Genomic DNA, 14,706 nt, shown 5'->3' on the forward strand with positions numbered 1-14,706 from the left:
TCGGTCAAACGATAGTACAGCAGTAAGAAATGAAAGGGGGAATCTGACGAAGCTCTCAAACAAAAGGCAAGCATTCTTTCACATTGTTGTAGATGAGCATGAAGCTATGGAGTGTTTGCCATAAAACTCGAAAAAATTGCAACAAAAGCACCGTTATCTATTTCCAACACCCCCAAATTAAAGTTAAATCCAACACCCATAAACAATTATAGAGGTATCTTATTATAATAGATGATTTTTAGAAATTTAATTCTAAAAGCAACGATCTATTAAAAACTACCGTTGTTTTTATTTATTTTTCTTCGTCCTCGATAGACTCTCTGTTTTTTTCTAATACCTCACATCATGCTCAAGCCAATCAGCTACTTCCTCCGGTGAAGCACTATTTATGTTTTTTAGCTTCGACATATGGATTATCCAGTTTTTTAAATATGATCCCTAACTTTATTTTATGATAAATTTTTTCCAATCACATTTGCTGACACTGGCTTTAGCCCAAGCTCTCTTATCCAGACGGAGAGCTGTCCCATATGGTGTATTTCGTGAGCGATCACATGACGCAGGATTTCACCTTTTGTATAATGTCCATCGTTCCACGGAATGGTTACCTGTTCATGGTCAAATTCGATTGTCCATGTATCTAGGTATTCGCGCATTTCTTTGTTCCAGCTATCGGATAGTGCTTTCACTTGTTGGAGCGACATATAGTCTTCAAACTGAACTTGAATGTCTGGTTTACCTTGTATTCCGCGCATCCAACTATATTCTACATCAACGATGTGAAACAGTGTGTAAAGAATACTGCCCGGTCCTCCAATACGCTTAAGCGTCAATTGCTCTATGGAAAGTTGATTACATAATTCAAACCATTCGTCTCGAACAACCCAGTTATAGCGAAACAGATGTATCATAGCACTTCACTCCTAAAATTTTAATCGTTATTTCAACTGAAATTCGTGCATAACAACAAAATTACCTTTAATATAGCGCATTTATGAACAAAAACCACGTCCGAGGACGTGGTTTTTGTTGTATGGCAGCTTCATTTAGTAAGCAAGTTGAAGATCGCTTTAGCGGTTTCGGAACGCACAGTAACAGCCTCTGGTTCAAAGCTTTCTTCGTCTCGTCCAGTCATGAGTCCGGCAGCTATGGCTTTGTTTAAATCTGCGATCGCCCATGATGAGACTTTATTGGCATCTGCATAGAGAGACAGCTTATCGCTTGCTTGCAGCGAAATTCCTGATTTGTATTCATATGCTCTAACGAGGAGCACAGCCATTTGCTCACGGGTAATGCTGGCATTAGGAGCGAAGTGTGAATCATCGATTCCTTTGACAATGCCTGCTTGAACGGCTGTTGATACAGCCTCAGAATACCATGCTCCTTGAGCAACATCAGCAAAGGCAGATGGTGTACCCGCAGCTTGAATGCCAAGGGAGCGTACTAGCATGGTCACAAATTGTGCTCTTGTTGTAGTTTTTGAAGGTGCGAACTCTTCTTCTGATACGCCCTCGATCACTTGCTTAGCACTTAATGCTTGAATTGTAGTAAATGCCCAGTGGGTCGATGGCACATCCTTATACGTCTTCGTGTATTCCAGCACAGCATATTTTGAATTATGGGTTAATGCAGCTTCAATTGCGCCATTGTCTGTACTTCTTTTTCCCCCTACGTATTCCCATTTCTTCGAGGATTCATTGAGGTAGTAAATGCCAAGCAGTTCTGGATTAGCAGTGCTTGAAGCTAGTTTGAAATTTAAAGTGACGGGATCGATAAAATGATCCAGTCTTGTTGATTTGCCGTCCTTCGATTCTATCGCCAAATCAAACTCATACAAAGAACCATATTGTTTAATTACAGCACCACTTGCCGCATTGGCAGCATATACGGAAGAACTGACGGAGGCAGCTTCGATGGCTTTAAAGGAAACTTTAATTTGAGCGTCCTTCAAAGCATCAGCTGTCAGCTTTTTCGCTAGTGCGGTTAGCACAGCAGATGGGATGACAACGGATTGTCCGTTTGATTTTATTTCTAAGCCTTTTTTGCTTGACTGTAATAATTCACCCGCATTATTAGGCAATAAAGTGTAAGAATCTTTTGTTAGTTCAATCGCAACATTAGAAGCTGTTCCAGATGATTTAATAAGATCGTTCAACTGAGCTGCGGTAAGCTGGTTGACTGTTGACGACGGAGCTCCACCAGATCCGGACGTAGGCGGGGCTGTGGCTGTGGCTGTCTTTTGCGTGAGCTCGGGTCCATTTGTGCTCCATAAACCGTTCGAGAGCTTAGACTCTACTTTAAAAGCATACGAAGTATCTGGCGATAAAGAGGTTACGTTGTAGTTATATACGCTTCCTGATACCGTGCCTATTTCTTTTGCACCTGCAAAAACTTTATATTCTGAAATCGCACCATTCGCAGGTGTCCAGTTCAAGGTCAGACTTGATGAAGCAATATCTTTTGCAGTTAATGTGCTGCTAGGTGACCAAGCGTATTGCGTTTGCATCACATTCCAGATGGCATCAGCTATCGCCTTATATCCTTGTTGGCTCGGATGAATATTGGTAGGGACCGGTAAGTTTTTCGTATAATCTATAGCAATGGCCTCTTTGGTTGGTACAAATACGGCTCCGGCTTTTTGGGATACGGCTGCAATTACCGCATTTAGTTCATCTAAAACGGATGTTAGCAATAGCTTCTGCAGAGCAGGTAATGCGAAGTTATGGAATGCATCATAATACCCCATGATATAAATGCTGGCCTTTGGATTTAACTGGCGGATCTCCGTTAGGATAGCGGCCATATTGGCACCGACTTGCTCTAACAAGCTTTTTACAAGCACGGGGTCCATATTAAATTGACTGTCTAGCTTTTGTATAAAATCATTTGCTCCGGCATCAATTGTAATGACATTGGATTTAGCAATAGCCTGTTTGATAGTCACTCGATCTGGAGTAGGTACATTATTTTTTATATTATCGAGTATGTTTTGTGTGGTGTAGCCTGGCGAGGTATGATTTTTATTGAATTCCCCAAGAAACCCGGAGCTGTGTAAATATTGTGCCAGCATATCGGTATAGCCGATACCAATAGATGTATCTGGGGCTAATCCAGCTGCCAAAGAGTCACCTAATGCGAGGTAATAGATTTTACCGTTCGTTTGATCAACGGAAACACTAAAAGTAGAGCTCCATTGCAACGCTTTATTTCCTGCTTGATCGTTAGCATCGATCGTTAGCGAATACGTGCCATTTGGCAAATTAGCAGTAGCTGCTGCCACGATTTTAGAACCTGGATCATAAATATGAGGAACTTTGATGGTGTTAACCTTCACGGATATGGTTGCTGAATCAATCCCTGAACCTGCGTCCTTCAGTACAGCTGTAATCATTGGCATAGATGTATATACGATCGCTTGATTTGATGGATTTACATTTAGGATTGCTGGTGCTGCAGTATCACTATTCGCATCTGCCGCCAATGCGTTTACTGGCAACTGAACGAAAAGAGTTAACAATAACAAAAATACGGTACATTTAAGCCAAATAGATTTTTTCTTCTGGTTCATTTTATTCATCCTCTCATCTTAAACAATCTAATTTAGAGATGCCTCAGCTTAATTCTGCAATTCTTTCTTATGTAGGCCTCCTTCATTTCATGAAATCACAAGAAAAAGCAAGATTCTGCGTTTATGCCTTCAATGAGTAATTTTAAATAATAATAGATGCAGAGTCTGTCGATTTATGGAACAAAAAGGAAATTTATCTGCATGTGATTCAGTATGTAATGCGAAGGACGCATGGAAGAGGGCTGACATAGCTGAAATAAGACGAGAAGGGTTATAATAGAAGGACCTATTATATGGAGGTTAATCAACATGTCTATATTTACACGCACGGATCATATTGGCGTCATTCAACCGGATATCAACGTATATCAAGCAAAACCAGAGGATACGGAAGCTGTATTGCAGCTTCTCATCCAAACAGCTAAATGGCTAAAGAGCAAAGGCTCTACGCAGTGGAGCGGCTTGTTGAAGGGTGAGGATTCTCATCAAACGCCTGAGGCAATTAAACGCGGTGAAGTATACCTATTTAGGCAAGGCAACCGATTGGCAGGAATGGTCATGCTTATGCAGCAAGCAAGCGCTTGGGATCGCGAGCTATGGGGCGAAGAGGGGCATGAACAGTCCATCTATCTGCATCGACTTAACATTAACCGTGAGGTTGCAGGCAAAAACTTAGGTGAGGCCATTGTGGATTGGGCAGGATCAGGTATTCATTTTGAGGGAAAAGACCGTATTCGGCTGGACTGTATTGCGAATAATCCGAAGCTCAATGCATTCTACCTAAGCTGCGGGTATGAACATAAAGGTTTATCCTCCAATGCGATGGGGGAATTTAATTTATACGAGAAAATGCAGACAGTACAGTAATAGAAGAGGGACGGAGCAGTTCAAACTGCGCCGTCCCTCTTTTGCATTTTTTAAAAAGGTTATTTGCTCGCTAATCCCAAATCATCAAGCAATCTCATCACGGCTACGACTGCCTGTGCTTTCGTCACTTTCGACTGAGGATCAAATTTCGTCTCGGATACGCCTTGCAAAATTTGTTCTTTAACTAATAGTGCAACGGAAGCTTTAGCATAGGATGATATAGAAGCTTGATCACGGAATGACTCAAGCAATGCTGCGTCACCGTCTGCCGTACGATCAATCAGCTTCATCACTTTTGCCAAAATGACTGCCATGTCCTGGCGAGTAATCGTACCGTTCGGATCAAATAGCTGCTCGCTCTTGCCTGTAATGATGCCTAATTCCTTAGCTAATGCAATATCTCCAGCATATTTGGAATCTGCCGCTACATCATCAAATGGAGCGCCTTCTACTTTTGGCACGATGCCGAGGCCTCTGCTGATCATGGAAATAAATTCAGCCCTAGTGATGATCGTGTTTCCTCCGAATTGTTCATTCGATTGTCCAAAAACGATTAATTTGGCTGCTGCACGCTCGATATGGTTTTTGTTCCATTCAGCCGTCACGTCTTTGAAGTTGAAGCTGGATTCGACAATGGTATAGATGCTGTTGCCGTTGCTGACCAGATGAGCGGTAACTCCGCCTTTATCGTCTTTTTTGAACACCGTATGGAGTGGACGGAATTCATTTGTGCCAGGCAAGTAAACAACGCCGTTTGCACGGTTTGTATCTATATCTTTAGCATTCAATTGATAAATACGGGTGAGAACAGACTGGCCAAAATCAGTGACTTCCTCATATTTGTTGTCAGCTATTAGCTTAAAAATCTTAAAATCAAGCGACGAAACTTTTAGCGTATAGCCATTCTTTTTCGTCACTTGTTCAATTGTAGCTGCTTCGCTCGCAGTCGGTGGAGTAATCGAAATTTTGATATCTGATTTCAGGTGAATCGCATGGGCTGGAATGACATAGGTAACTCCGTTCCAGATGATGGACAAATTCGCCTTATCGTTTTTGCTGGCAAGCGCTGCAATAACTTCCTTAGGAAGGATGACATCCACTTGGGCTGCATCGTTGCCGACAGTCACTTTTAGCTCGGCGGAGCTAGCCGCTCCAATCGTTTGAATAGCCGCATCTTTCAAAATCGTAACGGTCCACTTGCCGCCGGATTTCGTAACGTTGGAATCAAGCTCATTTTTATCTTTGACCGCTTGCGGGTTCCCAGATGACGACTCTGGCGGAGCCGTGTAATCTAATGTTTTTGCCTCTAGTTTTGTCATTTCGGACTTTTCGATTATCTCATCCTCATTTTTAGTAATGGCTACTACACCAATGGAATAGGTCGTACTGTGCGTTAGTTGCGTAAACGTGTAGTTTGTAGCAGTTGTAGATTCCACCAATTTATCACCCAGATAAACGTCATACCCATCTGCTTTCGGAGAAGCTGTCCATTGAACGCTAATCGCGTCATAGGTTGAACTCGTAACCGTGAGATGAGCTGGAGATATTACGCCTGCTGTACTTACAACCAGTGCACTGCTTGCAGGAGAAACCTCTGTAATGTTATTGCCGTCTTTTCTGATACTGAGCACGGTAACGGTGTAGTCTGATCCAAGGTTCAGCTTGTCTGCTTTAAACTGCGTATTCGCTGTATATCCTGTAAATATGGCGTTCACGAATACCTCATAGCCAGCAGCCCCTTGGACAGCATCCCATTTGATTTCAAAGGATTGTTTGTCCGCGCTGAGCTTTGTTACATTTTGAGGAGCAGCTAGTGCGTTTTCATTCACCTTCCCGTCAATCGGAAGATCACTGATCAACTGCGTTGTAAGTGTTTTGTTGCGGTCACCGCTAATGTCCCAAGTCATAACGCCAGCCAAATCCAACGTTTTGACAAGCGAAGTGCTATACATCATTGTTGTTTGGTCATTATAAGTAATAAACATTCCGGTTTCACTATTGTAAACATAAGCGACCTTTGAATGCTCGTTCCAGTAACGGGTATATCCGTTTTGGTCTATCATATTGTTCTCAACCTCGGCAAAATCGAACTTACCGCTCTCCCATGATCCATAAGGAATGGATGTGCAGTTTTGATATTCACCGTTTGCGGAACAACCCTTCCAGCCTATTCCATAATAAGGAACACCCATGTTTAGTTTAAAAGCCGGAACGCCGCCGTTCAAATGACCAAGCAAGGCGCCTCTAACATTGTTGCGCTTCGCAGAGGCTCTTACATTATTAGGGTCTTGATAGAGAGGCGAATTATGGAAAGCCCGCAGTTCCCAGCTTCCGCTATAGTCATAGCTCATAATGTTGATCATATCTAGGTATTGAACAGAATTTACGAAGTCAGCATTGACTACGAAATCATCTCCTTGACCGGATGCGATGGTGAGCAAATAATATTTGCCATCGATGGAGCCGGCTGCATCAAGCGCTGCACGAACGGTTTGCATGAGAAGAGTGAAGTTTTGTTTATCCTCTGGACGATTGATATTATCCGATTCTCCGCCCTCAACCGGATATTCCCAGTCGATATCGAGTCCATCCATCTTATACGTACGCAAATATTTAACGACGGAATTCGCAAACGTACGACGTGTGACCTCAGATGCAGCCATGTCGGAGAAATGATTGGAGAATGTCCAGCCGCCTACGGAAGCCATCAGCTTCAGCTCAGGGTTATTATTTTTAATTTTGTTAAAAGCAGCAATCTGCTCAATATCGACCTTCTGGTCTCCAAGCACAAGCTCTCCGTCGAAAACATAATTCTCTTGCAGCGGAATGTCTTTATTTTGGCAAGCTACACCGTTTGAACCAACTTTACGCCAGCATATATCGGAGAAGGCGTAGTTGAGATGTGTAAGCTGTGAAACATCGATGTCTTCTGGAAAGTATTGACGATTATTGTCATAGGAAAACCAGCTGCCGTAATAGGTGAAATTAGTGTAGTCCGCACCTGGAATCGTCGTTGCTGCGCTGCTGGCAGCTGATTTCCATAGCGCATTTTTGGCTGCAACTGTAAAGCTGTAGGATTTGCCTTCTGTTAAACCCTCAGCAACATACCGATTGGAATCGCTGGAGCCGATAAGCTTGCCTGCTTCATAGATGTCGTAGCTCGTTGCGCCAGGGGTCGGTGCCCAGCCTAGAGAAGCAGTTGTGCGGTTGGCTGTAATGACTTGAAGATCGAGCGGCGCCGCAAGCTCGCCCCATTTGATTTCTAAAGGTGGGCCGTTAACCGGATCTTTGCCGGAAGCGCCATTTTGCGCGCCAACCATAAATTTGTAGATGCTGCCTGCTGTAAGTCCACCTTCTGGGAACGTATAGATGAATGTGTCGGAGCCATTCCATATTCCGCCTTTCCATCCACCGTTAACATAGAAGTCATAGCCGTTGGCATCAGGACTGCCTGTCCATTTGAACGTAATATTGGATGATGTAATATCGCTTACCTTTAAATATTGAGGAGGCGTTAATGGCGGTTCTTTATATTCACTTGTATCCTTTGGCGTAGTGAAAGTAATCGAATTGCTCTTCTGTTTATCTGTTAGATTAGCATATTGAGTACCGTTCGGACCTAAGAAGAAGGTATATTTGGTTTCTTCCTTTAATCCGCCAATCGTACTGCCTCCTACTTGTGTGAAGCCGGAATAAGGATCTTTGTTAAGAGGAGGATTGTCCGGATTCCAAACCCAGTAATCATCTAGCTTATGCGCAGGATCAAAGGTAACGGTTACCGTATTATGTGTAACATTCACAATACTTAGGTTGCTAGGTCCTGGATTGCCAGTCGGCTCATTGGAAGGCTCGCCGGCAAGTGTCGTAAATTCAACGTAGTTGCTTCGCAACACCCGCGTGTAAGGTCTCTTGTACCAAGTGGTATACAGCTTGTACGTCGTATTAGGCTGCAAGTTTTGCAGCTCCACACTGCCGCCTTTCCCTGTAGCTAAATAGTTGTTTATATCTTCTTTTGTTGGATTAGCAGGGTCTGGAGTTACGTAGTACCATACATCAACGTCAGCTTGCTCTGGATGAACATCCCATTTAAGCTGTGCACTCGTCGCAGTGATGGAATCGGTTACAACAGTTAGGTTTTGAGGGACGGGAGGGGCTGCCTCATAGACAGCATCCGTTACGGCTCGAGCAGCTTCGTTCAATGCTGGCAACGCTGCTTCATTCCCATAAGCTGTTGTTGTGTCAAGGAAAGGAGAAACGAGAAGTGCGAGACACATAAACATAATGACAAACTTCATTCCTTTTTTTCTTGCAAAAATATTCACCATATCACCTCTAATTTTCATAGTCGAACATTGCAGCATTAGCATTCATGTGCAAGTCTGGGTGTGGTTGTTTTCTCAATGTGTTACGGAGTATTTTGGGCGGGTTCTTGCTTTTCCGAGACCGAATTTGGCAGTCACAATCACCAACTGTCACGGAATTAAAAGGGGATAATTTGGTATCACCTCCTGCAAAACTTGCATTTATTTTGTATAACTATTCCTAGCATGAGACGTTGATTTCATGAAAGGAAGGGGTAAATTACGATGATAAAAGGGGAATATTTTACAAAAATATAATAAAAATGGGATATTCCGCACAGGAAATAGAGGTTTAACTCGATCTTTAAAAACAACATCGAGTTAAACCCATAGCATGCTAGAAAAAAGCATTTTGAACGGTCATTGTTGTAGTTGTGATAAAATGAAAGGGATTCAGAAATAACCTAATAGAAATGATGGTCGCTATGAAAATCGAATTTGAAAATCATATCATTGAGTTTAATGTTGAATATGCCAATAGAAAAAAGATATATATCCAAATGGACTCATTGGGATTCATAACCGTGAAGGCTCCCAATGGAACAACGGAAGAGAATGTCATGCGGGCCGTGGAGCAGCATGGTAAACAGCTCACTCAGAGATTGCAGCAGATCGCGAAGGTTCGAGATACCCCTAAGACAAAAGAATATCAAGAGCAAGGAAAATTCCTTCACCTTGGAAAAGAGTACTTTCTTCATGAATTGATCGACACAGCTGATCTGAGTGAAGAGGAGTTAAAAATCAATCTTAAAAAGTTTTATTTTGCAAGCTGTAAGAAAATCATTGGAGAACGAATCAAACGATATCAAGAGCAGCTGAAAGTAAAACATAAAAGCTTCGAAATCGAAGAGTCAAGAACGAAGTGGGGAAGCTGCAGCTCAAGTAAAAAATTAACCTTTAATTATCGACTGGCGATGGCTCCGCTTGAGGTAATCGATTATGTCGTCATCCATGAGCTTTGCCATCTGACGCATATGAATCATGATCGTTCCTTCTGGAGACGAGTGGGCAGCATTATGCCGGATTACAAAGAGAAGGAAGAGTTTCTAGCAAGGCATGGTCAAGCTATGACACTGTAATCATGATAACTGGCCTCCTGTCAAAAGGAGGTTTTTTGCTGTATCTCTATTATATCGTCTATTTTTCAAATGGTTATGTTTACTTCTTATACATACTAATGATTTTTATCACTAATCGAGGGAAATCATGAACATTAGATGCAGCGTGCTTTATTTCTGTTCTAGCCTTGCTGGCTCCGCAGGTAATTTTCGTATTCAACGTGCTTAAAAACTCAATAAACAGGGTACATTCATACAAAGACGAATTCAGGGAGGTAGTACCCATGAGCAAGAAAAAACTATTGATAACTGCAATTGGAGCTGGCGTCACTTATTTAATGAAAAACAAGGATGCGCGAGATAAGCTTGTCCATACGCTGCAAAATTTCAGGAAAAAGAATCGTTAATGGAATAATCGATATTGGGCTCGGCAAATCAGCCTAGATGACAATTGGAAAAGAGAACGACTAGTTGGCTTCGATCATTTATGGTAAGATGTCTAAGACTAATAAACGATACAAAATCAATCAATAGGAGAAGCAGGGTACAAGATGATACCCTGCTTCTTTTTGTTTGGAAACGTTATATGCTTTGAGTAGCAAAAAGGGGATTGAAAATGCCTACTATTATTGCGAAACCATTTGATCAAGAAATGCAGAACCTGTTAAGCGATATACACTCCGCCTATCACGCAGGGGAGCTTAGCCAAAAGGACAAATCAGAGCTTCCGGAAAACATTTACGTCATCGAGGCTGAGGACGAGATGGTTGGATACGGAGTCGTTTGGGAGTACGATAACGCCAAGCAGCTGATTCAGAAAGCAGAACAAGATTATTTTAGCGATGATGAGAAGTATTTGGAGCGGGACTTTTATATTGAGATTAAAAACAAAAAGAACTTTGTATTTATAGAAGCACTTGATGTTTTAAAGGAATTTGAAGGCAAGGGTTACGCTGCTACCTTTATTCAATGGGTTAAAGCAAAATATCCGAATAAAAAGATGTATGTATATACGTTGGATAAAACAAGGAACTTTTGGTATAAGCAAGGCTTTGAGCCTTTGGGAAATACCGTTTGGATGACTTTTAATTAAAGGTTGAAAAATGGGCATAGGCTACTGTCTCAAGGGTAGAGGTTTATGTCGATTATATCGTTTTATTATGCTATACTTACTTGTTATGTCTTAAAGGAACGGTTTTTGGAAATGCTATGCGATTATAAAAGCAGCATGATTGAGAATATAAGGCTTCAAATGAAGGAGAAAAGATGACTTTTAATGATCTAAATTTTAGCCCTGCAATACTGAAGGCGCTAACCAAGGAAAACTACACGAAGCCTACGCCTATTCAGGAGCAGGCCATTCCCGTCGTACTAGCGGGCAAAGATTTGTTTGGCTGCGCTCAGACAGGGACAGGGAAAACGGCTGCATTCGCATTACCCATCATTCAGTTATTAAGCGGCCAACCCACTAAACCGGGGGCACAGCGACGTATTCGCTCATTGATTTTGACACCTACAAGAGAGCTTGCCCTCCAGATAGAAGAAAACATGCGTGCGTACGGACAATTTACCGACCTGCGCAGTGTAGCTATCGTGGGCGGCGTTTCACAGAAGGTTCAGGAGCGTGCACTTCGACAAGGCGCTGATGTTATTATTGCCACTCCAGGCAGACTTATCGATCTTATTAATCAAAAGTTTGTTGATTTGCAATATGTACAAATATTAGTGCTTGATGAAGCAGATCGAATGCTCGATATGGGCTTTATTCACGACGTGAAGAGAATCATCGCCAAAATGCCAAGAAAAAAGCAAACACTCTTTTTCTCGGCTACGATGCCTCCAGAAATTTCGAAGCTTGTCAAAACGCTGCTTGTTAATCCGGCGAAAGTGGAAATAACTCCAGCTTCCTCAACAGTGGATCGAATAGAGCAATCTGTCTATTTTGTAGATAAAGGTAATAAACAAGATTTATTGAATGACCTGCTGCAGGATAAATCCATCGCTTCGGCGCTTGTATTTACTCGGACGAAGCATGGAGCAGATCGCGTAGTGCGCGGACTGACTAAAGTGAATATTTCTGCACAGGCTATTCATGGAAACAAGTCTCAAAATGCCCGCCAAAATGCGTTAACTAATTTTAGAAGCGGTGCAACTCGAGTACTGGTTGCCACAGATATTGCGGCGAGAGGTATCGATATTGACGAGCTTTCGCATGTCATTAATTTCAACCTTCCTAATATTTCAGAAACGTATGTTCATCGCATTGGCCGTACAGGCAGAGCTGGATTAAGTGGAATCGCCATCTCTTTTTGCGAAGTGGATGAAATTCCTTATTTGAAGGATATTGAGAAAATGATTCGCAAAACTATACCTGTAGTAACCGAACGTCCTGATGGGGTTCTGATCAGTTAAGCAACGAAGAAAGCCGAAATATAATAAATTGACCTAGGGGTGATCGTCTGAGAAAGCAAAAGCCAATGTCATTCGAAGATTTGTTGAAGGAATTGCAAGGACAGAAGTCGATTCAGGAAGATCCAAATCATGTTTCATTTGATGATTTGTTTAAAGAATCGTTTATGAGCAAGCATTCCAGCTTTACAAGCTTTAGCGCGTTTCTTGAGAAGGGCAACTTTCAAGTAGAAACAAGAGAAGATGTTCAGAACATTCCGGATGAGCTATTTGATCGACACGTTGCAAGAGAAACGGATTTTGCCAATTGGCAGTCTATGCTCGATACAGCAACTTCGGAATACAGCGGCAAGTAGAACAGTAGAAGTGCCAGCATTGCGTCAATTATAGGCAAGTAGAAGCTTGAGCCCATCGCGGCTCGAGCTTTTTTTTGTTTATTTTGAGGTTAATTTCACATTGTAATGAGCCATTCACGCTCTGTTCATATTCCAAACGTAAACTTCAGCTATCAAGAGAAGGAATGGAGATGGTTGAACATGTTTCTAGCGCTGCGCGAATTGAAATATGCGAAAGGCAGATATTTTCTAATTGGATTAATAATGGTTCTGGTCGCATGGTTAACCTTTATGGTTTCAGGATTAGCCAATGGGCTTTCATCAGATAATGCATCCATTCTAAAAAATATGGACGCCGATTATTTCGTGCTTCAGACGGATTCCGAGCATAAGCTGACGCGGTCCGCACTAGGTACCGAGAAGCTGGAGGAGGTCAGGCAATTAGAAGGACTCTCACAATCCGAACCGCTTGGGCAAACGATGCTTTCGGTATATCGGAATGATTCCAAGAAGAAGATAGATATTGCTTTGTTTGGTATCGAGCCAAGTGGAAAGGTAATGCCTAGTATTACTGAAGGGAAAAGCATGGGGGCGAACAATGAAGTGGTCGTTGACTCCTCGTTAAAAGAACAAGGCGTGCAAATTGGCGATACGCTAGGTGATCAAGAGCTCGGCATTGAATGGAAGGTCGTCGGTTTTGCCACTAATCAGAAGTTCAGTCATACGCCGGTTGCATTTATGGATATCCAAAATTTTAATAAGCTGATGCAAGCATCCTTTGGTAAACAAACAGCTTCCTATAACGCTATTGTCATTCATACAGATAATCTAAACAAAGAATCATTGCAAAAAAGTGTAGCAGATACGGAGGTTATTACAAAAAAAGAAGCGGTACAGGGCATTCCGGGCTTTAAAGAAGAGCAAGGCTCCCTGACGATGATGATCGCTTTCTTAATTGTTATTGCCGCTTTCATACAAGCTGTTTTCTTCTATGTCATTACACTGCAGAAAATTAGCCAATTTGGAGTGTTGAAGGCAATCGGAGCAAAGACGTCCTATCTGGCAGCAAATTTAGTGGGTCAAGTATTGCTTTTGGCCATTGTGGCTGTTGCAATCAGTATCGGACTTACTTTTGGCGTAAGTGCGATTTTGCCAGCGAGCATGCCTTTTGAATTAGGTGTAAATATATTGTCTCAATATTCCGGTTTACTTATTCTAGTCTCGATTATCGGTGCGTTGCTGTCCTTAAATCGGATTGCAAAAGTAGATGCGATTGAAGCGATTGGGAGGGTTGAATAATGAAGGAAAAACTTATTCTTGAACATGTAAATAAAGTGTATGGCGAAGGTGAAACGGCTGTTACGGCGCTGCAAAAGGTTTCTTTAAGCGTAAAAGCAGGTGAGTTTGTCGCTGTTGTCGGACCATCGGGTTCGGGCAAAAGTACTTTTCTTTCCATAGCGGGGGCGCTGCTCTCACCGTCAAGCGGACGGATCTTAATTAATGAGAAGGATGTTACGAATTTATCCTCAAGTGAATTAAGTGAGGTTAGAGTCAAAAATCTTGGTTTTATTTTTCAAGCATCCAATCTTGTCCCTTATTTAAGAGTAGTGGATCAACTGCTGCTCGTATCGAAGCTAGCAGGTACTGATGGAAAAGAAGCGCTTGTGAAAGCTAAAGCGCTTCTTGAGAAAGTAGGACTGCTGCATCGGATGAATTATTATCCTGAGAAGCTGTCCGGCGGAGAACGCCAACGGGTTGCCATTGCTAGGGCATTCATGAATGATCCCGGCGTTATTCTAGCCGACGAGCCGACAGCAAGCCTCGATTCTAAACGGGGTAGAGCGGTAGTGGAGCTCATGGCTACTGAGGTTAAGCAACGGGGCAAGGCGGCTGTTATGGTCACCCATGACGAGCGTGTATTGGATTTATGTGACCGGATCGTAACAATCAAGGACGGTATGCTTTTTGAGCAAGATGATCATGCTGTTGCGAGCAATAGGCCTGATGCAGTCGCTCATAGGTAAATGAAGGTTGATTAAGCAGTGTTCTCTTGCACGTCTTGCATCAATCTTAGATGGGATGTCTCTGAAGGTCTATGACCTTTAGGG

General features: G+C 42.4%; 11 protein-coding genes. 8 read left to right on the top strand and 3 right to left on the bottom strand.

The annotated features are described in order from the left end of the window. Window positions 1-449 precede the first annotated feature (449 nt). Window positions 450-911 (bottom strand): DinB family protein, encoded by a 462-nt coding sequence (locus tag AC1DOV_RS03740; RefSeq protein WP_477549194.1) that lies wholly within the window; start codon window positions 909-911, stop codon window positions 450-452. A 131-nt stretch (window positions 912-1,042) separates the two neighbouring features. Next, window positions 1,043-3,568, bottom strand: coding sequence for an S-layer homology domain-containing protein (locus AC1DOV_RS03745; RefSeq protein WP_477549195.1), 2,526 nt, complete (start codon window positions 3,566-3,568; stop codon window positions 1,043-1,045). 309 nt (window positions 3,569-3,877) lie between these two features. On the opposite strand from AC1DOV_RS03745, the gene AC1DOV_RS03750 reads away from it, so the two are divergent. Further along, window positions 3,878-4,435, top strand: a complete 558-nt coding sequence (locus AC1DOV_RS03750; RefSeq protein WP_477510482.1) for a GNAT family N-acetyltransferase — start codon at window positions 3,878-3,880, stop codon at window positions 4,433-4,435. 59 nt (window positions 4,436-4,494) lie between these two features. Here the strand turns inward: AC1DOV_RS03750 and AC1DOV_RS03755 are convergent, their stop codons facing one another. Beyond that, a complete protein-coding gene (locus tag AC1DOV_RS03755; protein ID WP_477549196.1) occupies window positions 4,495-8,760 on the bottom strand; it encodes a glycosyl hydrolase family 18 protein in 4,266 nt (1,421 codons plus the stop codon). Between the two features lie 461 nt (window positions 8,761-9,221). Between AC1DOV_RS03755 and AC1DOV_RS03760 the strand changes: the two genes are divergently transcribed. From AC1DOV_RS03760 to AC1DOV_RS03790, 7 genes are all read left to right on the top strand, one after another. Next, complete coding sequence (locus AC1DOV_RS03760) at window positions 9,222-9,875, top strand: M48 family metallopeptidase (protein WP_430060975.1); 654 nt, start codon at window positions 9,222-9,224, stop codon at window positions 9,873-9,875. A gap of 263 nt (window positions 9,876-10,138) precedes the next feature. Beyond that, window positions 10,139-10,261 (top strand): hypothetical protein, encoded by a 123-nt coding sequence (locus AC1DOV_RS03765; RefSeq protein ID WP_256711082.1) that lies wholly within the window; start codon window positions 10,139-10,141, stop codon window positions 10,259-10,261. A 209-nt stretch (window positions 10,262-10,470) separates the two neighbouring features. Further along, a complete protein-coding gene (locus tag AC1DOV_RS03770) occupies window positions 10,471-10,947 on the top strand; it encodes a GNAT family N-acetyltransferase (protein ID WP_441884164.1) in 477 nt (158 codons plus the stop codon). 173 nt (window positions 10,948-11,120) lie between these two features. Then, window positions 11,121-12,266 (top strand): DEAD/DEAH box helicase, encoded by a 1,146-nt coding sequence (locus AC1DOV_RS03775; protein WP_477510485.1) that lies wholly within the window; start codon window positions 11,121-11,123, stop codon window positions 12,264-12,266. Between the two features lie 65 nt (window positions 12,267-12,331). After that, window positions 12,332-12,619 carry a hypothetical protein gene (locus tag AC1DOV_RS03780; protein ID WP_076271489.1) on the top strand — a complete coding sequence of 96 codons (288 nt, stop codon included), beginning with the start codon at window positions 12,332-12,334 and terminating at the stop codon, window positions 12,617-12,619. A 105-nt stretch (window positions 12,620-12,724) separates the two neighbouring features. Beyond that, entirely contained in the window at window positions 12,725-13,897 is a 1,173-nt protein-coding gene (locus AC1DOV_RS03785) for an ABC transporter permease (protein ID WP_477549197.1), read from the top strand. Continuing rightward, window positions 13,897-14,622, top strand: coding sequence for an ABC transporter ATP-binding protein (locus AC1DOV_RS03790; protein ID WP_477549198.1), 726 nt, complete (start codon window positions 13,897-13,899; stop codon window positions 14,620-14,622). The genes AC1DOV_RS03785 and AC1DOV_RS03790 overlap by 1 nt, the downstream gene beginning before the upstream one ends. Window positions 14,623-14,706: the final 84 nt, after the last annotated feature.

The sequence above is a fragment of the Paenibacillus sp. 01T47 genome (assembly GCF_056398245.1).

Coding starts and splice junctions, on each gene's coding strand:
- AC1DOV_RS03740 (WP_477549194.1), bottom strand. CDS start 911: ATGATACATCTGTTTCGCTATAACTGGGTTGTTCGAGACGAATGGTTT.
- AC1DOV_RS03745 (WP_477549195.1), bottom strand. CDS start 3,568: ATGAACCAGAAGAAAAAATCTATTTGGCTTAAATGTACCGTATTTTTG.
- AC1DOV_RS03750 (WP_477510482.1), top strand. CDS start 3,878: ATGTCTATATTTACACGCACGGATCATATTGGCGTCATTCAACCGGAT.
- AC1DOV_RS03755 (WP_477549196.1), bottom strand. CDS start 8,760: ATGGTGAATATTTTTGCAAGAAAAAAAGGAATGAAGTTTGTCATTATG.
- AC1DOV_RS03760 (WP_430060975.1), top strand. CDS start 9,222: ATGAAAATCGAATTTGAAAATCATATCATTGAGTTTAATGTTGAATAT.
- AC1DOV_RS03765 (WP_256711082.1), top strand. CDS start 10,139: ATGAGCAAGAAAAAACTATTGATAACTGCAATTGGAGCTGGCGTCACT.
- AC1DOV_RS03770 (WP_441884164.1), top strand. CDS start 10,471: ATGCCTACTATTATTGCGAAACCATTTGATCAAGAAATGCAGAACCTG.
- AC1DOV_RS03775 (WP_477510485.1), top strand. CDS start 11,121: ATGACTTTTAATGATCTAAATTTTAGCCCTGCAATACTGAAGGCGCTA.
- AC1DOV_RS03780 (WP_076271489.1), top strand. CDS start 12,332: ATGTCATTCGAAGATTTGTTGAAGGAATTGCAAGGACAGAAGTCGATT.
- AC1DOV_RS03785 (WP_477549197.1), top strand. CDS start 12,725: ATGAGCCATTCACGCTCTGTTCATATTCCAAACGTAAACTTCAGCTAT.
- AC1DOV_RS03790 (WP_477549198.1), top strand. CDS start 13,897: ATGAAGGAAAAACTTATTCTTGAACATGTAAATAAAGTGTATGGCGAA.